We start from the raw sequence: 20,049 nt of genomic DNA on the forward strand, positions 1-20,049 counted from the left end.
TTCTAAGAGTATTTCAGTTTCACTAAGTGAGTTGGATTCATCAACAAGCACTTCACAATCAGTAAGTGGCTCGGCATCGACTTCTGGAAGCACATCAACGTCTGACTCAAATTCACAGTCCAAATCGAATTCTATTTCAGAGTTTGAATCTATTTCAGGTTCTCGGAGTAATTCAGTTTCAGTAAGTGGCTCGGCATCTGGTTCAAATTCTGATAGTGCTTCAAGTTCCCAATCAACCGGAAATTCTGAACTTGCTTCGATTTCTAAGAGCAACTCGAGTTCGCTCAGTGAACTAGCGTCATCAATGATCAAATCATATTCAACCAGCTGGTCGATCTCGATCTGGAACAGTCGCTCGACATCAATTTCTCGGAGTAGTTCAGTCTCGTTAAGTGAAACAACAAGTTCAGCAAGTAATTCTCGATCACTAAGTGGATCGAAACCTGCTAGTTCAGAATCAATAGTTGTTTCCAATAGTATTTCGGTATCATCATCAATTCTGCAGTCAGACCATACGTTCCATTCTCAGAGCAGTTCAGCTCCAGCAACCAGTTCATCTGACAGTACTTCAACAGTTGTAGCTCGTTCTGTACAAGCAAACGCTGTGAAGACCTCAGGAACTGCGCAGGTTACTGAGACTGCTGCTAAGCCGACTGCCACGAATGGAGCCGTTACAGCTAATCGAGGTGTGGTTGCTAATGAACAACCGGGATCAAATAATGTCTCACCAGCATCAGTAAATCCAACTGCTCAGAATGAAACTACTAAGCAGCGAAAGAATAGCCAGCATAATCAAAAAGCAGTGCAACAAAGAAATGATCAATCAAGAACCTTAACCCGAGCTGCTGGGGTTATTGGTGGAGGAATATTAATTGCTGCTTCAGCAGCAATATCCTACGCTATTCGGCATCTTAAAAAGTAAATTTAAGCATAAAAAAACCTGCCATCGTATTTCTACTAGATAAATACGGTGGCACGTTTTTGTACTATTATGTAAATAAAAACCCTACCATCGTTGGATGATAGGGTTTTTGGTTTACAAGTAAAAACCTATTTCTTTTGAGGAGCATCTTCTAATTCTTCAATATCGCTATCGATTTCCTCAGCAATAATGGACTCATCACCCTCAGTGATATCAATTGCTTGATGTTTAAGCCGTGGGAAGATTGTCTTATCAGCAATCCCAGTAATTTGTCCCTGGAAAAGAAAGGCGAACAGCGTTCCAATTCCATAGTACGTAAACTGGCGAGTGATGATGAATGCAACAACTCCCATGATGGTAGGTGGAATGTAAGAAGCCCACATCGCTTTCCAAGCAGAACCATTGAAGTATTTAAAACGTAGAATTTGCATCAGGTCATCGGCAGGATGCAAAACCAGGTTAGCCCGCTGATAAATCGAAATGGCCGTTGCAATCAGAGCCACTCCGAGAAAATTGATCAGGATGTAAAGAACAATTAACCACCAATTAGTTGCCATTGGGATGTTAATGATGGGCTTCATAGTTAATCCAAATAAATCGCCACCAACAAACAGGTTATTGAAAAATTGGATTAAGAAAGAGAAAGGTACCATAAAAATAATATTTCCGATGGCACGTCCCCAGTCCCAGTGCCCGACTAAAATGGCGTTTAAAATCGTAATTACAACTCCGAGAATCAAAAACGCCCAAAATAGATTCCAACCAAAGGCAATCCCTAAATTCGTCTCACAGGCGGTCCAGAAAGCCGATCCCAAAAAGGAAGGAACAATTTTTGTACTAGTAACCAACGTCAGAACGTTACCTAACGCATTAATTAATAATGAGATTATGAAATACATGATTGAGACCCGCATCGAGATCGTCCGTGGGGTCTTTTTAGGTTTTTGATTTGCCAAGCTAGTTCTCCTAATCGACGATTACTTTAAGTTCGGGTTGACGGCAACCACACATTTACCAACCTTTGGAGTCGAGTGATCTAATACCCCTTGAACTTCATCAAGCCGAAGTAAGTTTGCCTGGAATGGTTCGATCTTAACAGCACCAGATTTAAGGAGGGCAATCGAGTCTTCAAAAGCATTAGGGTTAATCATGGAACCCTTGATAGTAAGCTGTTTCTTGAAGACTTCATAGGTGTTCATTTCGAAGGTTTGACCGGGAGCACCAACTCCAAACATCATGACCTGGGCACCAGGATTAGCTGCTTGTACAGCTTGTTCTTGGGTTTCAGGTTTACCAACACATTCAAAGACAACGTCGTAGGATTTTTCAATTTTTTCTTTAGTGGTGTTAATTACTTGGTTCAAGTGAAGCTGTTCTTTTTCTTGGGCAAGTAGGTCATCATGGCGACCGGTCATTGTAATGTTTTGAATTCCATAAGCACGAAGAATCTGGGCGAAGAGCTTAGCCATGTAGCCATCACCGATAATTAAGGCAGTTTGATAAGGGGTGATTTCATCCATAATTTTCATCGTGTGAACGGCACATGAAATTGGTTCTAATGAACAAGCTTCTCGAAGAGAAACTTCGTCAGGGAGTTTGTAAACTACTCGTTCAGGAGCACTGAAGTATTGTTCTAGGCCACCATTACGGGTAACACCAACTGCTGAAAGGTTTTCACATAATTCAGGGCGACCAGTTCGACAGTAGTGACACTTACCACAGTAGATGTTTGGATCAACGGCAACCCGATCGCCAACTTTGAGGTATTGAACATCGGCACCCACTGATTTAACAACTCCAGAGTTTTCATGGCCTAAGATAATTGGAGGAACTGCATCGGCAGAACCGGGAAGACCATTAAAGAGTGCGTTATCAGTTCCACAAATGCCAGCGTATGCAGTTTCGATGACAACCTCATCTGCTTTTACTGCTGGTAAATCAACCTCTTTAATCTCCATGTTCTTTACTTCAGTCATTACTAAAGCTTGCTGTTTTTCGGCCATAATAATCTCTCCTTTAATTACCTCTAAATAAAAAGTTATAAATTGAGCATGATCAGATCGAGTTCTAAAAACAAAATAACCGCTATCTAGATCAAACCGTTATATACAATTAAAAATATAAACCGTTTACATTATTATTGCAAGGGGTTTTTATGGGTTTTGAAAGTTAAGTAATTTTTGCTGAAAATTGATTTCAAACCGGGATTAAATTTGTGATTGTGAACACTTAAAGGGACAATTTTGTAATAAAATAGTTCACAAACAAGGGTACAGCCAACTTTTTGTAAGCGCTTACAGAAGTGGGCTGAGTATGCTATAATGGAAAGTAATAACAGGAGGATTTCATGATGCCAAAAAAAATTGTAGTGGTTGGATCAACCAACGTTGATAAAGTTTTAAACGTCGAAAAATATGCACTTCCAGGTGAAACGTTAGCAATTGATAGTTATCAGCAGTCACATGGTGGCGGTAAGGGGGCCAATCAAGCGATTGCCGCAGCTCGTTCCGGAGCGGATACCACTTTTATTACTAAGCTTGGTCGTGATGAAGATGCTGAAATGATGTTGAAGGGATTTCAGCAAGATCACATGAATGTTGATCATGTGATTATGACCGACCAGTCTCAGACGGGGAAAGCCTACATTACCGTTGATCAATCGGGACAAAATTCCATCTATGTTTATGGAGGTGCCAATATGGCACTGAGCCCGGATGATGTAATTGCACATCGTGAAGCACTGGCAAAGGCTGATCGAGTCATCGCCCAGTTGGAGATCCCGATTCCGGCCATTATCGCAGCTTTTAAAATTGCTAAGGAAAATGGCGTTCAAACGATTTTGAATCCGGCTCCTGCAAAAGAAATTCCAGAAGAATTGCTACATTTAACTGATATCATTACCCCCAATGAAACGGAAGCACAGACGTTGACGGGGTTGGAAGTCAAAGATGAAGTTTCCATGTTAGATAATGCGCTTAAGTTTTTTGCACAAGGAATTAAGATGGTGATCATCACGGTTGGCGATAAGGGTTCATTCTATGCCACACCTGAGTCACACGCCTTTATTCCAGCGTTTAAAGTTAAGGCAGTCGATACTACAGCAGCAGGTGATACATTTATCGGAGCGCTGGCTTCGCAACTGGAACTAGATAACTCCAATATTCGTGAGGCGATGCTATATGCCAACCATGCTTCTTCCTTAACCGTTCAAGTTGCTGGAGCGCAAAATTCAATTCCAGATCAAGCAGCAATTAACGCGGAAATTCAAAAAATTGATACAGATCAGGATGAAGTTGAGGCCGAAAAAGCAGCGGCTGCCCGGTATGCAGCTGCTAGAATTCCCGACCACATTGTTTTGGGATTGGGTTCTGGCACCACGTCGGCTTACTTTGTAAAGGCAATTCATGAAAGAATTGAAAAAGAACATTTGGATATTGAATGTGTTGCCACTTCCCTTGGAACACAACAGTTGGCGGAACGGCTTAAAATGAAAATGTTAGATGTAAATACGATTGACGCCGTTGACATTACGGTAGACGGTGCTGATGTAGTGGATGAAAACCTTGACGGAATTAAAGGTGGTGGAGCCGCGCTACTCTTTGAAAAATTAGTTGCCAGCATGTCTAAGAAAAATATTTGGATTGTTGATCAAAGCAAACCTAAGCAGACTCTGGTCGGCCAACAGCTACCGGTAGAAGTGATTCCTTTTGGTGGCATGGGAGTCTTTCGTTATCTCCGCGACCATGGTTATGAACCCGCTTTTCGTTTTGAAAAGAACGGTGATATTTTAACGACGGATTCTGGCAATTATTTGATTGACATTACGATTCCAGCTCAAGCTGATTTAGCAAAACTGGCAACTGATTTGAAACATCAAACCGGAGTGGTTGAACATGGATTATTCTTGGGGATTTGTGATGAATTAATCATTGGTGGTCAGCAGGTTCGGGTCATTGATCGGTCTAAAAATTAGATTAGAAAGGTCGTGATAGTGATGAAACCAGTCATTGCGATTCCAAAGTCGTTGCCAGCTACGGCACGACAATTATTAGTAGATCATGCTACGTTAGTAGAGCTAACTGAAAGCACGGCTACAGCTTTGGCGGAGCAGGCTCCACAAGTTGTGGCAGCAATTTGGGGCTTGAACCCCTTAACGACAGCTGACTTAGAATCTTTGCCAAAGCTACGACTAATCGCTCGAATGGGAGTTGGCTATGACAATCTCGATGTCGAAGCATTACGTCAACGTGGAGTTGCTGTGACCATCACACCACACGCCAATGCCAATACGGTGGCAGAGGCCACGGTAGCAGAGATCTTTGATTTAATGCGACATCTAACTCGGAACTCGATGCTAATGCGTCAGGGGGACTGGTTACAGGCAGTTCCAGGGTCTGATTTGGCAGGGAAAACTGCTGGGATTTTAGGTTATGGTCGGATTGGTAAACTAGTTGCGCAAAAATTAGCAGCGTTGGGGATGAAGATTCTGATTTCAACACCCCATCCAGCTACGAGCACGGTTGGTAAATTTGTGGATCGAGAACAGCTTTTTCGAACAGCTGATGTGGTTACCCTTCATTTGCCCGCCAATCCAACCACCATTGGTTCGATTGGGTCGCAAGAATTGAGCTGGATGAAAGCTAGCTCAGTCTTAGTTAATTTGGCGCGGGGACCAATTGTGAACCAATCAGCCTTGCTGACGGCCTTGCAACAGCAGAAAATTGCGGGTGCTGCACTTGATGTATTTACTGAGCAACCGCTACCACTGACCAGTCCGCTATATCAATTACCCAATGTTTTGCTGACACCACATCTTGGTGGTAGTACAACAGAAGCAATTGAACGGATGAGTGTTGATGCTGCCAGTGAAATTTTACGATTGTTGCAACAACAACCACTTCGATGGTCATTATAAAAATAAATATCCTTCAGCTATTGTTAGCAACACAGCTGAAGGATATTTTTATAATATTATTGTGATTATAAATAGCTGTTAGCCGTATAAATGGAATTCCTCCAATTAACAGCTAGCTTAAGAAACTCAAAAACACTCGTATAGAAGAAAGGATTGCGGATATGATTCGATGCAGTTGGGTTCCTACCGAGGATCAAATGATGCAACCGTACCATGATGAGGAGTGGGGTACTCCCTGTCATGATCGTTGCCGCTTATTTGAAATTCTGTCACTAGAAATAATGCAAGCAGGTTTGAGTTGGAGTACCGTTTTGGCGAAAAGACCAGCGTTTCGGGAAGCATTTCATGATTTTGAGGTCACTAAGGTTGCACAAATGCAGGAGCAGTTGCCACTTCTGATGACTAATGCCGCTCTCATTAGAAACCAGCGCAAGCTTCAGGCAGTGATCACGAATGCTAAGATTATTGCTGCTGGGGAGCAACACGGGCAAAATTTTGCTGAATTCGTCTGGTCAGTGGTTGGACAGCACCCGCTGAATCATCATTGTCAGACGGCTAATGATGTTCCTAAAACAATTCCAAAGGCGGTCGAGTTCAGTCAAAAATTAAAACAAGTCGGCTTTCAGTTTGTAGGACCGGTGACGATTTATTCATTTTTTCAGGCAGCTGGGCTGGTTAATGATCATGAAAGCAGTTGTTTTCGCTATCAGCAACTGCAAACTGCACGGTGAACTAGTTCCATCCCAGTTGGGGAACGGGCCCAGTTAGCCGTCCTGCTGCTAATTCTTGAAATGCTTGAGCGATGATTTGAAGGGCACGGTCGAGCTCCGCTTCCGTGATAACTAATGGTGGTTGAAATCGTAAAACATTTCCGCGGACAGTGATCATCAGCGCCCCCAGCTCAAAAATTCTTTGAATTAACCGGGTAGCCGTGTTGCTATCTGGATGGTCGGTGTGGGGTTTGCAGATTTCTAGACCACCATTTAGACCGTAGAGACGGACGTCGTGGATGACTGGATACTTTGTTTGAAGCTGGTTGAAAAAGTCGGCTGCTCGTGCTCCAAGTCGTGTGCTACGTTCAACCAGCTGCTCGTCAGCGATCACGTCCAGCACAGCGCTAGCTGCTGCGGTGGTAACCGGATTTCCAGCAGTAGTGTAGACATTTCCTGGTGCTGCTAGGGCATCCATGACTTTAGCTCGTCCGAGCACGGCACTAAGCGGTAGTCCAGCTGCTAGTGATTTACCAATAGCGACTAGATCAGGATGGACATGAGGAAAATGTTCGATGCTCCACATTTTGCCACTCCGTCCGAGTCCTTGATTAACCTCGTCAACAGCAAATAAGATCCCGTGATCTTGGGCAAACTGGTAGATCAAATCCATAAAATGCTCTGGAACCTTGAGAAAACCACCATCACCTTGGATGGGTTCAATTTCGATAACGGCGGTTTCTTCGGGAGGCAGGTAGGTTGTGAATGGTCGGAGAAATTCTTGAAACATGCGCTCGGAAAATTCTGTGTCAGTTTCATGTGCTAATCGTTCCCAAGGACTGGGGAAGGGCATTTTGATAACGTTTGGGAGTAATGGACCAATTTTGCGGCTCATATTGAGACTTATAGCCGAAGTACTAATCGAACCATAGGTTGATCCATGGTAAGCACCCGTGAAGCTGACTACGTAAGAACGACCTGTCGCTGCTCTAGAAAATTTAATGATGGCATCATTGGCATCTGATCCAGAATTACCAAAAGCTACTTTGACTGGTCCGTCGATGGGAGCTAATGCGGCCAATCTTTCCGTCAGGGCAACCTCTGGCTTGGTAGCAAAATAGGCGGGTGTATATTGGATTAATTGGTCTGCTTGGCGTTTTATCGCTTCAACCACGTGCGGATGACAGTGACCGACGTTAGTTGCCGAGGCACTCGACAATAGGTCTAGGTACTCATGACCCTCTACGTCAGTCAAGCTGGCACCTTGCCCACTTGCTAAGACAATATCAAAATATTTAATTCGATCAGCAGGAGCATAGTTTTGTTGTTCGCGATTTAGCAATGACTGATTGGTGCCCATAAAAACCGCCTCCCGGTAATTAGATTTCCTACAATAATTTTTGTAAAGTTTATTTGTTTCTAAGGTACATGTCAAGGCTACTTGAGATATTTTTTAGATGTCGCAAATTGCAACATGAAAGCTAGGCAGGTGACCAGAAACTTACTATACTAAAATCAATTTTGAAATCTTGGTCGGGGAGGACAGATTGATGGCAAGTAGTATGACGTTTATCTTCATTTGTGCAGTGCTAGTCTTTTTTATGACACCAGGACTAGCATTTTTTTATGGGGGAATGGTGCCACAAAAGCAGATTAATAATACTCTAATGTCGGTTTTTATCATGTGTAGCATTCCAGTACTTTTGTGGGTAATTGGGGGCTACTCACTTTCTTTTTCCGGGAATCATTGGAATTTAATCGGAGATTTTCATAATCTCATGCTGAATCATTTGAATTTAGCTGCGCCTTCGGTGGCCGCTGGAGGTAAAATTTCAAATGCGGCGTTTTTGTTATTTCAGATGATGTTTGCGATTATCACACCAGCATTATTTGTAGGAGCAATTGTCGGTCGCATGAATTTTAAATTTTTGATTTCATTTGTGATACTCTGGTCCATTTTTGTATATTATCCCCTGGTTCATCTGGTATGGGGTGGAGGCTTTTTACAGAGTTTTGGAGCATTAGATTTTGCCGGGGGACTGGTTGTTCATATCGATGCGGGAGTGACTGCCCTCATTTTGGCCTATTTTTTGGGACCTCGGCTTGTACAACAAAAGGGAAGTCCTAAAAATTTGAGTTGGGTTTTACTAGGAACGGCGATGCTGTGGGTTGGTTGGTATGGATTTAATGCGGGCTCGGCACTAAGCATGAATAGCGTGGCGATGCAGGCCATGCTGACAACGACGGTGGCAACTGCGACGGCCATGTTGACTTGGATGGTGCTCGATGTCTTTACGAAACGAAATGCCACGTTATTTGGAGTTTGCTCGGGAGCAATTTGTGGTTTGGTGGCGATCACACCGGCATGTGGATTTGTTTCAGTGGCAGCCGCGCTTTGGATTGGCTTGGTGGCGACCTTGGTTAGTTACTTTTTCATTACAACGGTTAAACCACTGTTGAAGATTGATGATACGTTGGACGCCTTTGGCTGTCATGGAGTCTCTGGGATTGTTGGGAGCATAATGACCGGGCTCTTTGCCAGCAAATCGATTAATGCAGCAGTTACCTCGAACGGTTTGTTCGCAGGTGGAGGCTGGCATCAATTGGGATTACAGTTAGGGGCCACTGGTTTTACGATTTTGTACACCGCAGTAATTGTGACCTTGATTATCCTAGTTTTGAAGCAAATTATCCGGATGCGAATTTCGTCCGCGGCAGAAAAGCTACAGGAGGATTGGGACGCTTAAAAAATTAAAAGCTTACAACAAAAAGTCCGAGATTGCTGGCTAGCAATTAGCGGGCTTTTTTAGTAGCTTTTTGTTACAAAATTAATGATCAGTGTTTAAATGGAATCCTTGGTAGCAAAGTTCAGTAAAACTTAAATTGCTTTTTTATAAGGAAGCAGTTAGATTTAAGTTAGAGTAGTGTTATGATGGGAGGCTAATTAATGAGGAAAATGCACATAGAGTCTTCTTGGGAGAAGATCATCCCAACCAAGCCACATTTAAAACAAGTATTGTTATTTGTTAGTAATAGTGGATTAACGATCTTTGGAGTTTGGTTGTTGATGATTGTTTTACCAGGTTCCCAGAAATTTTTATTGTTACTTTTAGTGGCTTTTCTGTATCTGACGCCACTATTAACTGGTAAAAAGCGGTTTACATGGGAGACGAATTTACATAAGCGAATTCTTGGTGAGAAACCAGCAGTGGTGCATGATGAAGAGACAATCACCTTTCAGCCCAACTCTACCCCAGCAACTGGCTGGCGCCAGCGTCTAAATGGGTTTAAAAAATCGGATTTTACTGGCAATCTGGAGCTGTGGAGTGGTCTCTTGGCTTTGATTATTGGAGTGGTAATCTATACGATTGGACGCAATCGGGTTGGCAATCTATCTAATCAATTATTGACCGTGATTCAAAGCGGTTCGTTGAGTACGGCCGGCTATTATTACTTCTTTGGGGGGACGCTGACTGAGTATGGGATTCTAGCCTCGATTGGGGGTTTGTTGAAGGGAGTTAATCGCGAGAAAACGGCGGGGACGATGCTGAAAACAATTGGAGTCATCATGTTGTTGGGAGGCGTAGTTTTTGCCATCTATGTCTATACCAATCCGATTGATAGCGCAACGAAAGCTTGGCAAAACGGTTTGAGTTTTAGTGACATGCAAAATATGTATAGCATTGGTCGCTGGTTGCCATGGCTTGCAGCGCTATTTTACGTGTTAGGAATTGGGTATAATCTTTATCGGGGTAATCAACTGCACAAAACAATGAAGAAATAATCTATAGATTAAAGGGAGCGCCTTGGATAAGGAGCTCCTTTTTTATTACGGTGGACTGTTGTATGATGTTTTTAATACAAGACTTACGCTGCTAACGAGTGTAAGCTAAAAAATCTGAAAAAAATATAATTATTACGCTGTGGTGGGGCGGAACAAATTAATACTTTATAAGTAAACGTATATCTCGGTCTAGCTTAAGAAGACCGAAGTTAATTGAAAACCAAATAATTGGCTAAGGAGTTCGAATATGTCCGAAACGCAACCTTACGCGAATAGATACAAATTCACACCTGATGAGAATAAACGGTTTGCTCGTACAAATCTTACAAAACTTGTGTACACTAGTTCCCGTTTTGAAGGTGTTAATACCACCTTGCCACAGACACAAACTATCATGGATGGCATGAGCGTAGCGGGAGTTCCTATTGAGGATGTTTTAACGATTGTTAATTTGAAGCGTGGTTGGCAATATGTGACAGTCCAAGATGGTCCACTGACATTAGCCATGGAAAAACAAATCAATAAAATTGTGGCGGCAGAAGACGCACTAGTTCCCGGCGAATTACGACAGGGACAAGGCGGGATTGATTTAGGCGACGAAGAATTCTTTGAATCACCGCTGATTGATGAGCTTCAAGAACAGAATTTTTTGCAAAAAACATTGGAAGCTTCACGGATGACTACCACCGATAAAGCATTGACACTCATGTATCATAATATGCGCCAACAAATATTCTGGGATGGCAACAAACGAACGGCAATACTAAGTGCCAATAAAATTATGATAGACGGCGGCGCCGGCCTAATTAATGTTCCTTTAAGTAAATGGGACAAATGGAATAAATTAATTGCGGATTTTTACCGTACTAATGATATGACCAAAATTAAGCAATGGACATATGACAACGGGATTCAAGGTTTACAAGCACGTGGGAAATGAGTCCCTTAAAAAAGGTATAATTAAATTTAATAAATTATTTTTGTTTGGATTAATAATATCAAAGGATGGAATCATGGCAGAAAATAAGTTTGAAGCGGCAGTGATTGATAAACTAAGGGATGAAGGTTGGGATTATCTTGATGATTATTCAGGTGTAACTATTAAGCACTTATATGATCATTGGCGAGACATTTTAAATCAAAATAATCATAAACGGCTTAAGGGGAAATCATTAACTGATGATGAATTTTCTAGAATCAAGCTAGAATTAAAGAAAAATAAAACTCCTTATGATGCGCAACTAATGTTGGCTGGGGCTGGTGGAGTAGGCACGATTCCGTTAAATCGTGATGACGGCAGTCAGATTGAATTAGAAATTTTTTATGGTGATGAAGTCGCTGGCGGGCATTCTCGCTATGAAGTAGTTAACCAGATTACTTTTAATAATTTACCTTATAGTTTAAGTGAAAATCGGCGGGTTGATATTTTATTATTAATTAATGGTTTACCAGTCTGCCATATTGAAGAAAAAGACGAGTCATTACAGAATCAATGGAGTGCATTTGAACAGTTACAAAAATATGATGGCGATGGTATGTATGCTGGACTAATGTCCTTTGTACAAGTTCAATTTATTTTGTCACAACACTCTGCTCATTATTTTGCAAGACCCAAGAACATAGAATCTTATAACCGGGATTTTGTATTTGGTTGGCGTGATGATGATGGTAAAGATGTAACTAATACGATGAAATTTATTCATAGAGTGATGGGAATCCCCGCACTACATCGTTTAGTTACAGTTAATATGATTCCAGACGCTTCAAATGACAATTTGATGGTAATGCGTTCATATCAGATTCAAGCAACTCGGAAAATCTTAGAGCGAATGAAGGAAATGGATAATAATGGGCTGATTGAAAGAGAGGGAGGCTATATTTGGCATACGACAGGTTCTGGTAAAACAGTTACTTCGTTCAAGGTCGCCCAACTTTTAGCTTCAATGCCACGAGTGAAAAATGTGTTGTTTATTGTTGATCGGGTGGATTTAGTTAATCAAACTGCAGAAAATTTTAAATCGTTTGCTTATAAAACCTTTGAGGATCGAATTAAGGTGGTTAATGGACGGGAACTAAAGAAAGGCTTACGAAAAAATAGTCAGTCACATATTTATTTAATTTCGATTCAAGGTCTAGATAAAGTAATCAAAGAGGGAAAGTTAGCTTCTGATGATCGAATGGTTATCTTAATGGACGAGGCGCACCGTTCAGCTAGTGGAGATGCGGTTAAGCGGATAAAGAGGGCACTGCCAAAAACAACCTGGTTTGGTTTTACCGGGACGCCTAACTTTTATAGTGATGAAATAAATGAAGTCAAAACTTCTAAGGAAATTTCTACTTATGATATTTTTGGACCCAGACTACATCGCTACACCATTAAGGATGCCATTGGAGACGGGAATGTGCTTGGTTTTGATGTGACCTATTATGAATCACAGATTGAAGCAGATAAAAAAACAAAAGTTTCTGATGACGAGCTAGAAAAAGAGGTTTTGACGAGCTTACCTTTTAGGAAAGCCGTTGTAAACGATATTAAAAACAACTGGGTTGCAAATTCCAGTGGGCCCATTGAAATGGGCGTTCGAAAACCGAACCAATTTCAAGGTATGTTAGCTGTTTCTGGTAAGCAAGCCGTGGTCGCATACTATAATTTATTTAAAAAGGATGCTCCAGAACTAAGAGTAAGCATGACTTATTCAAAAAGCGACGACAATGGTGTGGGAGACTCTGATTTACAAGCAGCTTTGAAGCAATCTATGGAAGATTATATCGAACGGTATGGGACCCGTAATTTTTTGGAAGATAATGATCCAGAACGAGCATATTTAAATGATATAACTAAGAGAATCTCTCGTAAGAAACCTTATAATACCGGGAATGATGATGACCGATTAGATTTAATTATTGTTTCGGATCAGCTTTTGACGGGTTTTGATTCAAAATATATCAATATAATTTATATGGATAAAATGATGAAGGAAGGCCCACTAATCCAGGCCATGTCTAGAACTAATCGAACAATTGATAGGAATGCTAAACCACATGGTAAAGTACGTTTTTATCGTAAAGGTTCAGCAATGGAAGAAAACGTAAAAAACGCCCTTATTATTTATACCAAGGGTGGTAATGATACGATTGAAGATGCTAGTAAAGTTCCAGACACAGCTGAACAAAAGAAATTATTAGATGATGATATTTTAGCTCCTAGCATGTCTAAGCAAATTAATGACTTACAACCACAAATTGAACGATTACAAGAATTAGCTGGGGAAGATTTTTCGCAAACCCCACCTTCCGAAAAAGAAAAGTTTGAATTTGCCGTGACAGCTGCTGATGTTAATTCTAAAGTGCAAAGATTAGTACAGCAAGGATACAGCATTGGGAGTGAGGTTACGGATGACAAAAACCAACCAACTTCCTTACAAATAAAAACAGAGGAACAGTTTAACTCTCTCCAGGCTAGAATGAACGATGTTAATGAAATGTTACCGGCTAAAAAACAAATTGATTTGACTAATATTAAAGTTGCAATTGAGTCGTATGCAAATGAAATCATCGATTATGATCACTTGGTTGAATTGTTAAACAACTATATGGACGAAAAAAGTAATCAAAATCGCACAGCAGTTGAGGAACATGTGAAGCCAATGGACGAAAGTAGCCGAGAAGAAATTGGTGCGGTGCTTGATGGTATTGAACGAGGGGAATATAAAGAACACTTTAATACTGAAACGTTACAGTCAACACGTAAAGTTATTAGAAATGCCCAACAAGAATTAAAGATTTATAAATGGGCTGCCGATCATAATTACAACGGCAACGATATCATTAGTGCATATGCACTGTATTCGCCCGGCAAATCATTAAATGATAATCCGGAGTTAAGCCAAAAATTACAAGAGATTGAGGAAAAATTAGACATTGGTTTCTTTCAAACGGCCGATTTTGAAGATTCAGTAACGAATTACTTTGACAAAATAAATAATAAATAAGGAATATAATAAATATTATGGTATTAACAGCTGAAAAAAAGAGTCTCATTTGGAAAACTCTAAATGAAACAAGGGGAAAGATTGAACCTGCTGAATATAAAAATTACATTTTTGGGTTGATGTTTTACAAATTTCTTTCTAATAAAGCCCAAGCATGGTTAAATAATCAGCTTCATGGAGAATCCTGGGAAAACATTTGGCAGCAAAATCCAGAAAAGGCGACTAGGTTTATGCAAAATAAACTTGGCTATGTAATTAGACCAGGAGATATGTTTTCTGACTGGCAAGAAAAAATTAATACTGATCAGTTTAATATTTCTAATGTATCAGATGCAATTGTTCGATTTAATCAGGGAGTTAGTCCTAATGCGAAGCCTGAATTTGAAGGTATTTTTGATGACATGGATTTAACTTCTAATCGCCTGGGAAGCAATACCCAAACTAGAACCAAGACCTTGATGGACTGGATTGGTTTAATCGATAAGATTGAAATCGATGAAAATACAGACGTGCTTGGAGACCTATACGAATATTTAATTGGAATGTTTGCTGCTAATTCTGGAGCTAAAGCTGGTGAATTTTATACTCCGCATGAAGTATCTGATATCATGGCTCGTATTTTAACAGCAGGTCGCGAAGATATGCCAGAATATAGCCTTTATGATCCAGCGATGGGCTCAGGTTCGTTATTGTTAACGACAGCTTCATACATGAAAAATGACGGAGTTCGTGGAGCCATCAAATATTATGGACAAGAAGTAATTACGACTACGTATAACCTAGGCAGAATTAACTTAATGATGCACGGGGTGGAGTATAACGACATTCATATTCACAATTCCGACACCCTAAGCTCTGATTGGCCGGATGGTGTTACAGATGGGGTTGATAATCCTCGGATGTTTGATGCAGTGATGGCAAATCCACCATATTCTTTGAAATGGGATAATACTAATCGTGAAGATGATCCTCGATTTAAGAGTGGAGTTGCCCCTAAATCAAAAGCCGATTTTGCCTTTTTACAACATGGCCTTTATCACTTGAAGCAAGATGGAAGAATGGCGATTGTTTTACCTCACGGAGTTTTGTTCCGTGGAGCAGCAGAAGGAAGAATTAGAAAACAGTTACTGGAAGAGAATAATATTTCAGCTGTGATCGGTATCCCTCCTAAAATATTTACCAATACTGGAATCCCAACGATTATCATGGTATTAGAAAAAAATCGAATGGAAGATGACGTGCTTTTTATTGATGCATCGAAAGGATTTGAAAAACAAAAAAACAGCAACAAATTAAGAAATGAAGACATTAATAAAATTGTTGATACTTATCTAAACCGTAAAGATGTTGATAAGTATGCCCATGTAGCAAATCTTGATGAAATCAAGGAAAATGAATATAACCTTAATATTCCACGCTACGTCGATACTTTTGAACCAGAGCCACCCGTTGATGTTGATAAATTGGTTAGTGACATGCAGGAAACTGATACCGAAATTAAACAGTTAAACGGTGAAATTAGTTCGTTAATGGATGATTTGGTCGGTGGAGATGCTGTCGCTCAACAGCAGCTTGATGAAATTAAGGGGTTATTTAATGAAAAATGATAAAATGACTCCTAAAATCCGGTTTAAGGGCTTTTTGGAACCTTGGGAGCAGCGTAAGTTTGAAGATGTCTTTAATTATGAAAGACCAGATAAATATATTGTTAAAAACACAGATTATTTAATTAAGGGTACTCCTGTTTTAACGGCAAACAAATCCTTTGTTTTAGGGTATTCAAATGAAAAAAATGTTTATGATAAAGGTCCATCAATAATATTTGACGATTTTACGCTGGAGAGTCATTATGTTGATTTTTCATATTTAGTTAAATCATCTGCAATAAAAATTTTAACTCCAAAAAATAACAATGATATTTATTATTTATATGAATTACTTAATAACGCCAATATACGACCAATAGGGCATAATCGGCACTACATTTCAGTCGTGCAAAGAAAGTCAACAAGTATGTCAACTGATGTTCAAGAGCAGCGATTAATTTCAAATATTTTAAAAAAGAACAAAAAATCAATCGCTGCCAATGAACGTAAGCTTTCACAGTTAAAAAGTCTCAAGAAATTATTCATGCAAAGAATTTTTATTCAGAATTGGCGCTTCAAGGGGTTCACTGACCCTTGGGAGCAGCGTAAGTTGGGTGATGTTTTTTCTTATTCATCTTCTAAATTAATTGCAAATAAAATTTCAAATATGGGGAATGGTCAATACCCAGTTTTTGATGCGACGGCATTAATCGGGAACATAGAAACATATGATATGACGAATAAATATATTTCTATAATCAAAGATGGTTCTGGTGTAGGTTCAATAAAACTTAGACCAGAAAAATCATCTGTAATCTCAACAATGGGTTATCTTAGTACCAAAAATAATTCCATTTATTTTCTATATTATTTATTAAGTCAAATAAATTTATCAAAATATATTGTTGGGTCAACAATTCCGCATATATATTTTTCTGATTATAAAAATGGAAAAATTTTTGTACCCAAAAGCATAGAGCAAAATAAAATAGGCTTTTTTATTAAGTATTTTGACGAATCACTCGCTGCCAATGAACGTAAGCTCGAAAATCTGAAAAAAGTTAAAAAATATTTGATGCAAAATTTGTTTGTTTAAATTTTTGTCAAATTTTTTACTTACGCTGTTGATGAGGGAAATTAACTAGATGTTCAGTAACTTGTGTGTCATTCTAAATAAGTCGGTATATACCGGCTTATTTTTTTATGGAGGTGCTATTAATGGCACAAGCAATGAAGTTCCACCAATACTTTGATCAATGGATGAAATTGTATAAAAAGGATGCAGTTCGTGAAGTCACTTATCAGAAGTATCAAATGACGCATCGGCAGTTGGTGATGCTGGCACCGGAACTAATGATGATAGATTTATCTAGGCTAACCTATCAACAATTGTTAAATGATTATGCAGAAACGCACGAACGCCAAACAACGATGGATTTTCATCGGCACCTTAAGAGTTCATTGATTGATGCTCTGGAAGAGGAGTACTTAACCAAAGATCCGACCAGAAAGGCAATCATTAAGGGGATTAAACAAAGACAACATAAGACAAAGTACTTACATCAGTACGAGTTACAGGGATTACTAAATGAGCTTAACCTAGATGACAATGTTAGTTGGGATTATTTTATTTTGTTGGTAGCTAAAACAGGATTGCGATTTGCAGAAGCATTGGGAGTAACTCCACAAGATTTTGATTTCACTCATCAGGTACTAACCATTAATAAAACTTGGGATTATAAGAGTCACCAAATGGGGTTCGCTCCTACAAAGAATAAGTCTTCGGTTCGGAAGGTGCCTTTGGACTGGCAAACGGTAATTCAGTTCTCACAACTAACAAAAAATCTACCAAAAGACGAACCAGTGTTCGTGAATGGGAAAATTTATAATGATACGGTGAATCATTATTTAGAACGACTTTGTAAAAAAGCAGGAATTAAAGTGATTTCTGTCCATGGATTACGTCATACGCATGCGTCATTATTACTATATGCAGGTGTCAGTATTGCCTCTGTAGCAAGGCGTTTGGGGCATTCTAATATGACTACAACCGAGCATACTTATCTGCATATTATTCAAGAATTGGAGAATCAAGATAATGATAAAGTGATGAAACATCTTGCTAGTCTGGTTTAAATAAGCGTATGGATTGAGCATTCAATATTTTGAATGCTCTTTTTTGGTCACGCGCATTGGCAGCGATGTAAAAATCATAATATTTAAAAAAATTAGCTATTAACTTACGTTCGTTGGCAGCGATTGGTATAAAGACATTTATTTTATTTACTTGCTTATTTGAAATTTCAGTAAAAGTAGATCCGGAGGCTAACCTATTAGCTTCTTTACTTATTTCATCATGCATTGAATATAAAAAATACGAAAAAATTCCTTTATTTGGGATTAATGACTGAAATCCCTGATTGGTTGCAGACGGCTCACTTAAAATGGCCATATCACCAACACCGGCTCTAGACGTCATTAGGACTGTTCCAGATGTCATCAATTTTGCAGAGCTATTTTTCAACCCAATAGAAGTTATTCTGCGTTTACTTCTATTCAAAAAGCCATTATTAAAAACTTCTGTCGGTGTAAACCAATTTATATCCCCGTCCCAGTATCTACTTGATTGTGAACTAGGCGTCCCTCCTCCTTGAACTTTACAAATATCACCAAGCTTACGCTGCTCCCAAAGTACAGCGTAATAACATGCCTTTTACACTTGCCAATACTTGGGAGCAGCGTAAGCTTAAAAATTTTGGTGAAAGTTACAGTGGATTATCAGGAAAAACAAAAGATGACTTTGGTATAGGAAATAGTAAATTTATCACTTATAAAAATATTTTTGATAATGAAATGATATCTGAATCACAAATGGAAAAAGTATTAATCAATAGTTCAGAAAAACAAAACAAGGTAAATATTGGTGACGCTTTTTTTACTATTTCATCTGAAACTCCAAATGAGGTTGGTATGTCATCAGTATTAAATTTCAAACATGAAAACTTATATTTAAATAGCTTTTCCTTTGGATTTAGAACTAATATTAATATTGATAACTATTTTTTGGCCAATTCATTTAGATCTGAATATTTTAGGAATAACATAGTGAAATTAGCTCAAGGTATTTCAAGATATAATATTTCAAAAAATAAAGTCCTTAATTTATCTATAAAAATTCCTGATTTTTGTGAGCAAACTAAAGTTGGATTGATATTTAAATCTATAAATAAATCCATCGCTGCCAATGAGTTTAAGCATTTGTTTGACGTTATTTATATAAATTATAAGAACTTACGCTTGTTTTTAAAAATAACATTCTTTGTGAAAAGATAAGAGGATCTGATGCATAAACCAGACAAAAAAATTAATAAAAAATTGGATTTCAAATTTAAATTAAACTTTGGTATTTTTACATGTCAATTTAAAATTCGATGGCTATCTCGAAAAAATAATGAAAATTAGTCTTTTCATCGTATATAAATTATAGAAGCCATATATTTATCTAGATTAATTATTAAATGAATTATTTGTATTAATACTGACACGGTATGAAGGATTTATTATGTATGATTCCATTACTGTTACAAATGAGATGGTTTCACATCCGGGGAATCACGGCTAAAAATCCGTTAATAGTGAATTGTAGAATAAAAATTTAAATATTAGATCGAATAAATCGAATTCATTGATGTAGTAGAACTTTTGCTTTTTTAGAGTAAATTTATTATCGATAATAATAGGTTCTTCAGTCGATTTCATCTTTATTTAAATTATTTTGACCTACTTTTTCACCAAATAAAAGCTGGCTTTTATCCGTATCTCTTATCACAATCTATGTGATGGGAGTTTTTTTATTTGGAACCAACAGCACGCCAAGCATTTCAATTTATGTTACTGGATGACCATGAAGTTATCATTTATGGAGTTTTAAAACGGCTCAACATTAGACCATTTCAGCAACAGTATGATGATTTAGCTCAGGAAGGTCGTTTAGCATTTATCTGCGCCTATCAAAAGTACCCCCATGAGCGGGAAAATCATCCCAAAATGATGAACTATATTTATCAAGCGGTCTACTGGAAATTACTAGACGTTTTGCGCCAGAAGACCCGCCAGACCGCCAAAATTTCGGGGGGGGGG

Annotated in this window: 16 protein-coding genes and 2 pseudogenes; 13 read left to right on the top strand and 5 right to left on the bottom strand. The window is 39.0% G+C overall.

Going from position 1 to position 20,049, the window contains the following annotated elements; all coding sequences use genetic code 11:
- Positions 1 to 474 (bottom strand): hypothetical protein (locus tag B808_RS04965; RefSeq protein WP_035422304.1); only part of this gene is annotated, 474 nt, incomplete at its 3' end.
- Positions 475 to 604: 130 nt separating this feature from the next.
- Between B808_RS04965 and B808_RS04970 the strand changes: the two genes are divergently transcribed.
- The gene (locus B808_RS04970; RefSeq protein ID WP_035422308.1) at positions 605 to 922 is read left to right on the top strand and encodes a hypothetical protein; all 318 of its coding nucleotides are present in this window, start codon (positions 605 to 607) and stop codon (positions 920 to 922) included.
- Between the two features lie 128 nt (positions 923 to 1,050).
- Here the strand turns inward: B808_RS04970 and B808_RS04975 are convergent, their stop codons facing one another.
- Complete coding sequence (locus B808_RS04975; RefSeq protein WP_051393818.1) at positions 1,051 to 1,836, bottom strand: fructose permease; 786 nt, start codon at positions 1,834 to 1,836, stop codon at positions 1,051 to 1,053.
- Positions 1,837 to 1,899: 63 nt separating this feature from the next.
- A complete protein-coding gene (locus B808_RS04980; protein WP_009166251.1) occupies positions 1,900 to 2,925 on the bottom strand; it encodes a zinc-dependent alcohol dehydrogenase family protein in 1,026 nt (341 codons plus the stop codon).
- Between the two features lie 344 nt (positions 2,926 to 3,269).
- On the opposite strand from B808_RS04980, the gene rbsK reads away from it, so the two are divergent.
- The 3 genes from rbsK (at position 3,270) to B808_RS04995 (ending at position 6,568) form a co-directional block, all read left to right on the top strand.
- The gene (gene rbsK, locus B808_RS04985) at positions 3,270 to 4,895 is read left to right on the top strand and encodes a ribokinase (RefSeq protein ID WP_225349222.1); all 1,626 of its coding nucleotides are present in this window, start codon (positions 3,270 to 3,272) and stop codon (positions 4,893 to 4,895) included.
- A gap of 21 nt (positions 4,896 to 4,916) precedes the next feature.
- Positions 4,917 to 5,837: a phosphoglycerate dehydrogenase gene (locus B808_RS04990; protein WP_035422312.1), complete on the top strand. Its 921-nt coding sequence runs from the start codon at positions 4,917 to 4,919 to the stop codon at positions 5,835 to 5,837.
- Positions 5,838 to 5,998: 161 nt separating this feature from the next.
- Entirely contained in the window at positions 5,999 to 6,568 is a 570-nt protein-coding gene (locus tag B808_RS04995) for a DNA-3-methyladenine glycosylase I (protein ID WP_035422314.1), read from the top strand.
- A 1-nt stretch (position 6,569) separates the two neighbouring features.
- Here the strand turns inward: B808_RS04995 and B808_RS05000 are convergent, their stop codons facing one another.
- Positions 6,570 to 7,907, bottom strand: coding sequence for an aspartate aminotransferase family protein (locus B808_RS05000; protein WP_009166247.1), 1,338 nt, complete (start codon positions 7,905 to 7,907; stop codon positions 6,570 to 6,572).
- A 190-nt stretch (positions 7,908 to 8,097) separates the two neighbouring features.
- Between B808_RS05000 and B808_RS05005 the strand changes: the two genes are divergently transcribed.
- The 7 genes from B808_RS05005 to B808_RS05035 all read left to right on the top strand — a co-directional run bounded on the left by B808_RS05005 (position 8,098) and on the right by B808_RS05035 (position 18,045).
- The gene (locus tag B808_RS05005) at positions 8,098 to 9,294 is read left to right on the top strand and encodes an ammonium transporter (RefSeq protein WP_009166246.1); all 1,197 of its coding nucleotides are present in this window, start codon (positions 8,098 to 8,100) and stop codon (positions 9,292 to 9,294) included.
- A gap of 200 nt (positions 9,295 to 9,494) precedes the next feature.
- Positions 9,495 to 10,331 (top strand): hypothetical protein, encoded by an 837-nt coding sequence (locus tag B808_RS05010; RefSeq protein ID WP_035422316.1) that lies wholly within the window; start codon positions 9,495 to 9,497, stop codon positions 10,329 to 10,331.
- A 247-nt stretch (positions 10,332 to 10,578) separates the two neighbouring features.
- Complete coding sequence (locus B808_RS05015) at positions 10,579 to 11,271, top strand: Fic family protein (protein ID WP_035422318.1); 693 nt, start codon at positions 10,579 to 10,581, stop codon at positions 11,269 to 11,271.
- Positions 11,272 to 11,344: 73 nt separating this feature from the next.
- The gene (locus B808_RS05020) at positions 11,345 to 14,323 is read left to right on the top strand and encodes a type I restriction endonuclease subunit R (protein WP_009166243.1); all 2,979 of its coding nucleotides are present in this window, start codon (positions 11,345 to 11,347) and stop codon (positions 14,321 to 14,323) included.
- Between the two features lie 17 nt (positions 14,324 to 14,340).
- The gene (locus B808_RS05025) at positions 14,341 to 15,930 is read left to right on the top strand and encodes a type I restriction-modification system subunit M (RefSeq protein ID WP_009166242.1); all 1,590 of its coding nucleotides are present in this window, start codon (positions 14,341 to 14,343) and stop codon (positions 15,928 to 15,930) included.
- Positions 15,920 to 17,005, top strand: coding sequence for a restriction endonuclease subunit S (locus B808_RS05030; protein ID WP_051393815.1), 1,086 nt, complete (start codon positions 15,920 to 15,922; stop codon positions 17,003 to 17,005). Before B808_RS05025 ends, B808_RS05030 begins: the two co-directional genes overlap by 11 nt.
- Positions 17,006 to 17,127: 122 nt before the next feature.
- Positions 17,128 to 18,045, top strand: coding sequence for a site-specific integrase (locus B808_RS05035; RefSeq protein WP_009166372.1), 918 nt, complete (start codon positions 17,128 to 17,130; stop codon positions 18,043 to 18,045).
- Here B808_RS05035 and B808_RS06390 read toward each other — a convergent pair.
- Positions 18,032 to 18,589: pseudogene (locus tag B808_RS06390) on the bottom strand (restriction endonuclease subunit S); the annotation flags it as partial. The gene B808_RS05035 and the pseudogene B808_RS06390 overlap by 14 nt on opposite strands.
- A gap of 26 nt (positions 18,590 to 18,615) precedes the next feature.
- Here B808_RS06390 and B808_RS05045 point away from each other — a divergent pair.
- Positions 18,616 to 19,242 (top strand): restriction endonuclease subunit S domain-containing protein, encoded by a 627-nt coding sequence (locus B808_RS05045; RefSeq protein ID WP_051393817.1) that lies wholly within the window; start codon positions 18,616 to 18,618, stop codon positions 19,240 to 19,242.
- Positions 19,243 to 19,764: 522 nt separating this feature from the next.
- Positions 19,765 to 20,049 (top strand): annotated as a pseudogene (locus B808_RS05050) (sigma-70 family RNA polymerase sigma factor); the annotation flags it as partial.

Source organism: Fructilactobacillus florum 8D (genome assembly GCF_000512295.1).
In the GTDB taxonomy this organism is placed as follows: domain Bacteria; phylum Bacillota; class Bacilli; order Lactobacillales; family Lactobacillaceae; genus Fructilactobacillus; species Fructilactobacillus florum.